Genomic DNA, 6,726 nt, shown 5'->3' with positions numbered 1-6,726 from the left:
TCGATGGAGGTGTACGGGGGTGAATCCGCGCCCGGAGCCGGGGAGGGAGCCGGGCCCGGAAGCGGAGCCGGAAGTTGGCCCGGAGCCGGGGCGCGGGCGGGCTCCGTGGAGTGCCGCCCCGTCGCCGGGTCCACGCGCTCACCGCTGGCCAGGCAGTACCCGGTGGGCGTGACGGTGCCTGCGCAGCCGGGGTGCGGGCAGGACTTCACCGGCGTCACGCGTCACCCTCCGCATCGGCCAGCCGCCGCACCACCCGGGCGAACGCCTCCACCGCCCGCTCCGCGTCGGCGAGCGGACACGGCCCCGCCATCAGGAGCCGCTGCGCCTCGCGGTAGGGGCCGACGGCGTCAGGATGCTCGGCGAGGCCGCGCCCGGCGAGCCGCGCCAGGTGGTCGCGGAGGAGTCCGCGTAACCGCAGATGCGCGTCGAGCACCGCCCGCAGCTCGCTCTCGGCGGCCTCGGCCCGCAACAGATAGGTGTCCACGGCCTGTTCGGCGTAGCTGAGCTTCTCCAGGAAGCGGGGCCCGCCCCGCCCGGGCAGCGGCCGCAGCTCGTCGCTGAGCTGCACGGTCCACAGCGCGGCCCGCGCCGCGTACGCGGTGGCGACCGGCGGGTCCACGACATGCGGCTCCACGCGGTGGAAGAGGCGCCGGGCGCGCCGCTCGGTGTCGGCGAGCACGTCGACGCGGGCCCCGATCCGCTGGAGCCACTGCGCGGCCCGCTCGGCGGGCAGCAGATGCTCGGCCACCGCGTACGCGAAACCGTGCGCGCCGTCACGGGCGACGAGCAGCAACCGCGCCCCGCCGTCGGCGAGTTCCCGCAGGACCCGCACCGCCGTGGCCGGCTCGGTGGGGGAGCGGTCGGCGTACAGCACGGCGACGGCGGGGCGGCGCGGAGGGCTCGTGTGCCGTGCGTGACGCAACTCGTGCCGCAGCACGGCAAGGGCCTCCCGCAGCTCGTCCGGCGACCCGGACTCGTCGAGCGCGACGCCCTCCAGGTCCAGTACGAGCCCGATGCTCCCGACGCGCGGGGCGATCCCCGCGCGGGAGAGCAGGGGCGCCGGGTCCGGGGCATCGAACTCCATCGGGCTGACCGCCAGTTGGGGCGCCTGCTCCCTGTCGGCCATGTTCAGGACGACGTACAGCGCCTGCCTGGCCCGCTCGTCGGCGTCGGCGATGAAGAGGAGTTCGGTGTCCCAGGCTTCCGGGTCGGCGTTGAGCCAGCGGGTCACCGAGCGCTGGAGGCCGTGCGGGCGGGCCGCGCGGGCCGCGTCGGCCGGGACGACGCGGTGGCCGGGGACGGCGTGCGGGCCGGTCACGTACCGCTCGGCGAACCGGCGGAAGTACTTGGCGACCGTCGCCGCCGGGATCATGTACCCGTGCTCACCGCTCTCGTCGGCCTGCACGACGATGCCGAGCAGCCGGTCGCTGCCCTCCTCGCGCACCCCGGACCCGCTGAACCCGCCGCGCAGCCTGCCCGCCCCCGCGAGGTCGATCTGCACCCGCTCGTCGCCCTCGCCGCCGGGCCCCATGCAGGCGCCCGTGAGCCACTGGCCGCCCGACTGGTACTCGGGGAAGCCGTCGATGAGGACCGGGGCACCCCGGTAGTCGAGCGTGCGGTGCAGCCTGACCGGCGACACCACCGGCGCGGGCTCGTCCAGGACGAGCACCGCGAGGTCTCCCTGCGCCTTGCCGAAGGGCGGCACCCAGTGTCCCGCCGCCACGGTCGCGGTGCGGTGCGGGGTCCGGGTCAGCCCCTGGAGCAGCGGGAACTCGACCTGGACGCGATCGGGGCGCAGGCCCGTCGCCGGGTCCCGGACCACATGGGCGCAGGTCAGTACGCGATCGCTGCCGAAAAGCACCCCGGCGCCGAGCACGTCGCCGCTCCCCGACGCGGCCCAGCGCCGCAGCCGGACGCGCCAACTCCCGTGATCCACCACGGGGTTGGCGCCCCCGGCCGCTGCTCCCTGCTTACCGTCCCCGTCCCCCATGCTTCCTCAGGATAGGCGCGGGGAAGGGCAATGACGCCTGGGCTGCATGGGGAGGCAGGTGCTTCTTCCCCCTCCCCTCGGGGCGACCGGGCTCGGGGCTATCCGACCGCGACCGGGAGGGCCACGTCACACACCTCATCCTCCGGACCACTGCTCTCCCAGTCCGCGAAGTACACCTCGCGGCACGGCCCCGTCACGGTGAGCCCCCGCTCGGCCGCCCAGGCCTCCACGGCGTCGTAGGCCGCGATGATCTGCGGATAGCCGACCTGCGCCTTGGTGATCCGCGTGTAGACGAGCCGCTGCGCGGGCTCCAGGCGGACCTTGGCGTCCGAGGAGCGCCCCTGCCCGGCCGCCCAGGCGCGGGCCGCCTCGGCGTCCGCGACCGGCACGCACGACTCGGCGGGCCCGTCGCTCTCCTCGGTCACCTCCGCGTGGTAGACGACGAAGTGCGGGCCGGGCATGCCCCCGCACCGCTCGGCCGCCTTCTCCAGCCGCTCGGCCGACGAGCCGATCCAGGAGGGCAGCTCCCCGGCGACCACGTGCCGGGTCTCACTGAGGACGTGCGTCCGCGGCACGTCCACGGTCTTCACTTCGAATGTCGCGTACAACTCGGCGTTCCTTCCCGAAAGTCGTCCACGGAGGTAGTGCGCGAGCGTCCGCTGTTCGGCGAAGCGCTCCTCGATCCCCGCCCAGTAGACGTCGAGCGAGCGCGCAGCCCGCTCCCCGTCGAGCCGCACCATCCCGGCGATGTCCGCGAGCGGCATGTCGAGCCGGCGCAGCAGCGCCACCGTGCGGGCCTGTTCGATCTGGTCCTCGCGGTAGTAGCGGTAGCCGCTGACCTCGTCGACATGCGCGGGCTCAAGGAGCCCGAGCCGGTCGTAGAGCCGCAGCGCCTTCGGCGAGAGCCGGGCGCGGGCGGCGAACACGCCGATGGAGAGCAGTTCGTCCTGGGGTCGCGCGATCACGGGTACATCCTCCGTCACCGGGCCGGTCGGCCCGACGACGCAGACTCTGAGGTCTGCCCCAGGGGCAAGGTCAACGCCCCGTACCCGCGTACGCCTTCCAGATCCGCGGCGGCAGCACGTTCCCCCGCCGCGACTTCTCCCCGCCGACGCCCGACATCGGCAGCAGCCCCGGCTCGCCCGGGCGCACCCGGAAGAGGGTCACCGCCGTCGAAAGCTCCTTCGTGTACCCCGCGAACCACGCCGTCCGCAGCCGGTCCTGGTCGCCCGTGCGGCCCGCCGCCACCCCCGGGAGGCCGACGTCCTTGCCGCCCGCGCGCAAAGCGTCGGTGACCTCGCGGGCCACCCCCGCGTCCATCGCGCGCCCCGGGGCGGGCCGCTCCAGACCGGGCAGGCTCGTGCCGTCCTTGACGACCTTGGTCACCGAGTACGGGGCGTGCCGCAGCCCGCCGGCGGCGAAGGTGCCGTACGCGGTGGCCATCCGGATCGCGCTCGGCGTCGACGTGCCGACGGAGAAGGCCGGCTCCAGCGGGGCCATGCTCTGCGGCAGCAGCCCCGCGTCGACGGCCGTCCTGCGCACCCGCTCCCGGCCGACGTCCGTGCCGAGGCGTACGTAGGTGGCGTTGCCGCCGGAGTGCAGGGCCGCGCCGAGAGTGGGGTGGTCGCGGTCGGGCTCGCCGTCGGCGCGGCTCAGGGTGCCGTCGGCGGCGTAGTGGCTGTCGAGCAGGGCACTCTGGCGCAGCGGCTCATCGCGTACGGACACCCCGTGCTGGAGCGCGGCGGCGAGCACGAACGGCTTGAACGCCGAGCCGACCGGGACGCCGGAGGTGTCCGCGTTGTTGGTGAAGTGCTCGGTGGCGTCCGGCCCGCCGTACAGCGCCACCAGCGCCCCGTCGGACGGGCGTACGGACGCGGCGCCGACCTGTACGTGCCGGTCGGCGGCGCGGGTCTTCGGCGCGAGGTCACGCCGCAGGACGCCGCGCACGGCCCGCTCCAGGCGGCGCGTCCTGTCCTTGTCGAAGGTGGTGTGGATCCGGTGGCCGCCGCGGGCCAGCTCCTCGTCGGTGAGGCCGGTGTGCTGCTTGACGTACCGATTGGCTATGTCGACGAGATAGCCGGTCTGGCCGCCGAGGCTGGTGCTGCGCGACTGCTTGCGCGGCTCGGGGAAGGTGCGGTACTTCGCGCGTTCCTTCTTCGTCATCAGGCCCACGTCGACCTGGCGGTCCAGGATCCACGCCCAGCGCTCGCGCGCCCTGCGGTGGTTGGCCGCGCCGCCCGCCGGGTCGTACAGCTCGGCGCCCTTGAGGAGGGCGGCGAGCATCGCGCCCTGGCTGGGGTCCAGCTTCTTGGCCGGGATGCCGTAGTAGGCGTGGGCCGCCGCCTCGATGCCGTTCGCGCCGCGCCCGAACCAGCTGGTGTTGAGGTACCCCTTGAGGATCTCCGCCTTGCTCTTCTTGCGGTCCACCTTCAGCGCGATGACGAACTCCTTCACCTTCCGCGTGACGGTCTGGTCCTGCGAGAGGTAGGTGTTCTTCACGTACTGCTGGGTGATGGTGGAGCCGCCCTGGGTCTCGCCGCCGCCGGCCATGCTGACGACCGCCCGGGCCAGGCCCGTGGGGGAGACGCCGGAGTCCTCGTAGAACGTCTCGTTCTCGGCGGCGATCACGGCCTTCACGGCGGACGGGGCGATCTGGTCCAGCTCCACGATCTGCCGGTTGACCTCGCCGGTGCTCACCATCTGGGTCCCGTCGGACCAGTAGTAGACGTTGGCCTCGCGGCGGGCCGCCTCATTCTCGTCGGGGATGTCCACGCTGATGTAGACGGCGACGAAGAGCAGGGTGAGGGTGAGCACGACGAGACAGGTGCCGCCGAGCAGCTGGCGCCAGGAGGGCAGCCAGCGGCGTACGCCTGTGCGGCCGGAGCGCGGGTAGTCCACGAGACGGCGACGTCGGCCGCGGCGCGACTGCTTCTCCTGAGCATGAGTACCCATGTCATGGGAGAGTGCGCCACGCGCGGCCGGGTTGGGCCGGATTCCGCTTTTCTCGCGGTACGAGACGGCGGGACCGGGCCGGATCCGGCGGATCCGGCCCGGCCACGGAGGCCCCGTTCCGGACTCAGCGGATCTTCGTCAGCTCGCCCTGATCCTTGAGGACGGCGACCCCGCGGGCCCAGATGCTGTCGACCCGCTGCCGCTCCTGGGCGTTGGGCCGCGCGTTGGTGCAGGACGGGCCGGGCCCGCCCCCGGACATCAGCTCGCTGCACGGGCCCGAGTAGTGGTCGGGCAGCCCGAGGACGTGCCCGGTCTCGTGGGCCGTCACGCGCAGGGAGTTGTACTGCTGGTTCTGCCGGTAGTCCAGGAAGATGTAACCGTGCCCGCGCCCGTCGGTGTAGGCGTAGGAGCCCCGCGAGTCATTGCCCTCGCGGTACTCGAAGTCGGTCCCCGAGCTGCCCTCCTGGAGCTTCACGTTGCTGACCGAGGAGTTCCATATCTGGGTGCTCTGCGCTATCTGGCTGCGGAAGCTGGGGGCCCGGCGCGTGCTGTAGGTGACGGTGACGGCCTGGATGCCGGGCTTCGCCGCCTGCTTCTTCAGCGCCGACTTCATGACGGCTTCGAAGAACTGGCGGTTGGCGGCCTGGTTCTCGCCGTTGTACGACGACGTGGTGTGCGAGGACGAGGTGTACGAGGATGTCCTGTACGCCGATGAGGCCTGCCCGGAGTTCTTGTCGACGCCGGGTGCGGGGGCCGCGAACGCCGTGGGGGCGGTCAGGGTGGCCACGAGCGCCGCGGTGCCGAGGGCCGCGAGGGCGCCGGTACGGGTTCTGTTCATGTGGGGTGTGTCCCTTCCGGGATGGAGGCCTGCGGGTGCGGCCTCCGGTCGGGACGAGTATCGGGACGGGCGGGCGAAACTGCCCCGATGCCACTAGGTGATAGCTCAACGACATCAACTGCCGTACGGGCAGGGCCCATTGAAGGCGTTCGGCCCTGCTGATGTCACGTACGCGGGGTCGCGGCCCTCCGACGGCTCTCCGGCGGCCCCCGGGTGGCTCGCGGGGCATATGCGCTCGGCACGCGCGCTCGGCACGCGCGGTCCGCCCCGGCGGCTTCCTGCCCGCCGGCCGCTCGGGCCACCCGCACCCCCGGGCCCGCACGCGGTCCGGACGTGAAGGAATTGTGGTGCCCGCCGAATGGCCCATGGCATTCTGGCGCTGGCCCCTATCCCCGCCCGGAGGCGAAGTGACGTCATCAGACGTGGATCCGGAACGACCACAACCGGACGAACCGGAAAAATTGACTCAGCAGGGCGAGAAGGTCGTCGAGCTGCAACGCAAGGTCGACCAGCTGGAGCGGGCCGTCGAATCCCACGCCACGATCGACCAGGCGATCGGCATCGTCGTGGCGATGGGCAGGCTGACCCCGGAGCAGGGCTGGACCGTGCTCCGGGAGACCTCCCAGCACACCAACATGAAACTGACCCGCGTCGCCGACCTCATAGTCGCGTGGGGCTGCGCGGGCGACCTGCCGGAGGAGATCCGCAGGGAGCTGGACGCGAGCCTGTCCCGCGCGCAGGAGGTCTCCGAGTGCTCGGAGCCGAGCGCGTGACGGGCGTACGCGTGGGCAGTGGAAAGGTGGAGGTCGGCGGCGGTATCGGAGAACAAGGTTAGGGGCAGCTCTCCACGCTGCGTTTCCAACGAGGAGAGCCTGTCGCAGGAAACTCCCGGGCGCCTCCTGCGCTTGGCACCCCGGGTACCCGGGCCCGCCCCGCCGAACCACCC

General features: G+C 72.9%; 5 protein-coding genes and 1 pseudogene. 1 reads left to right on the top strand and 5 read right to left on the bottom strand.

Features of this window, described 5'->3' with window-relative positions:
- From GKQ77_RS24285 to snpA, 5 genes and pseudogenes are all read right to left on the bottom strand, one after another.
- Positions 1-218: pseudogene (locus GKQ77_RS24285) on the bottom strand (hypothetical protein); the annotation flags it as partial.
- On the bottom strand, positions 215-1,990 hold the full coding sequence (locus tag GKQ77_RS24280; protein ID WP_219691058.1) for a trypsin-like serine peptidase: 1,776 nt from the start codon (positions 1,988-1,990) through the stop codon (positions 215-217). The gene GKQ77_RS24280 and the pseudogene GKQ77_RS24285, both read right to left, overlap by 4 nt.
- Positions 1,991-2,088: 98 nt before the next feature.
- Complete coding sequence (locus GKQ77_RS24275) at positions 2,089-2,955, bottom strand: MerR family transcriptional regulator (protein WP_219691057.1); 867 nt, start codon at positions 2,953-2,955, stop codon at positions 2,089-2,091.
- 70 nt (positions 2,956-3,025) lie between these two features.
- Complete coding sequence (locus tag GKQ77_RS24270) at positions 3,026-4,942, bottom strand: transglycosylase domain-containing protein (protein ID WP_219691056.1); 1,917 nt, start codon at positions 4,940-4,942, stop codon at positions 3,026-3,028.
- A gap of 124 nt (positions 4,943-5,066) precedes the next feature.
- On the bottom strand, positions 5,067-5,780 hold the full coding sequence (snpA, locus tag GKQ77_RS24265) for a snapalysin (protein ID WP_219691055.1): 714 nt from the start codon (positions 5,778-5,780) through the stop codon (positions 5,067-5,069).
- Positions 5,781-6,241: 461 nt separating this feature from the next.
- Here snpA and GKQ77_RS24260 point away from each other — a divergent pair, with 461 nt between their 5' ends.
- The gene (locus tag GKQ77_RS24260) at positions 6,242-6,553 is read left to right on the top strand and encodes an ANTAR domain-containing protein (protein WP_258021866.1); all 312 of its coding nucleotides are present in this window, start codon (positions 6,242-6,244) and stop codon (positions 6,551-6,553) included.
- The last annotated feature ends 173 nt before the right edge of the window (positions 6,554-6,726 follow it).

The sequence above is a fragment of the Streptomyces anatolicus genome (genome assembly GCF_019400875.1).
Classification (GTDB): domain Bacteria; phylum Actinomycetota; class Actinomycetes; order Streptomycetales; family Streptomycetaceae; genus Streptomyces; species Streptomyces anatolicus.
Note: the sequence above shows the minus strand (reverse complement) of the source record. Positions and strands in the feature narration are given on the sequence as shown.

What these genes read in the sequence shown, in the direction of transcription:
- GKQ77_RS24280 (WP_219691058.1), bottom strand. Translation starts at nt 1,990, where the DNA reads ATGGGGGACGGGGACGGTAAGCAGGGAGCAGCGGCCGGGGGCGCCAAC.
- GKQ77_RS24270 (WP_219691056.1), bottom strand. Translation starts at nt 4,942, where the DNA reads ATGGGTACTCATGCTCAGGAGAAGCAGTCGCGCCGCGGCCGACGTCGC.
- snpA (WP_219691055.1), bottom strand. Translation starts at nt 5,780, where the DNA reads ATGAACAGAACCCGTACCGGCGCCCTCGCGGCCCTCGGCACCGCGGCG.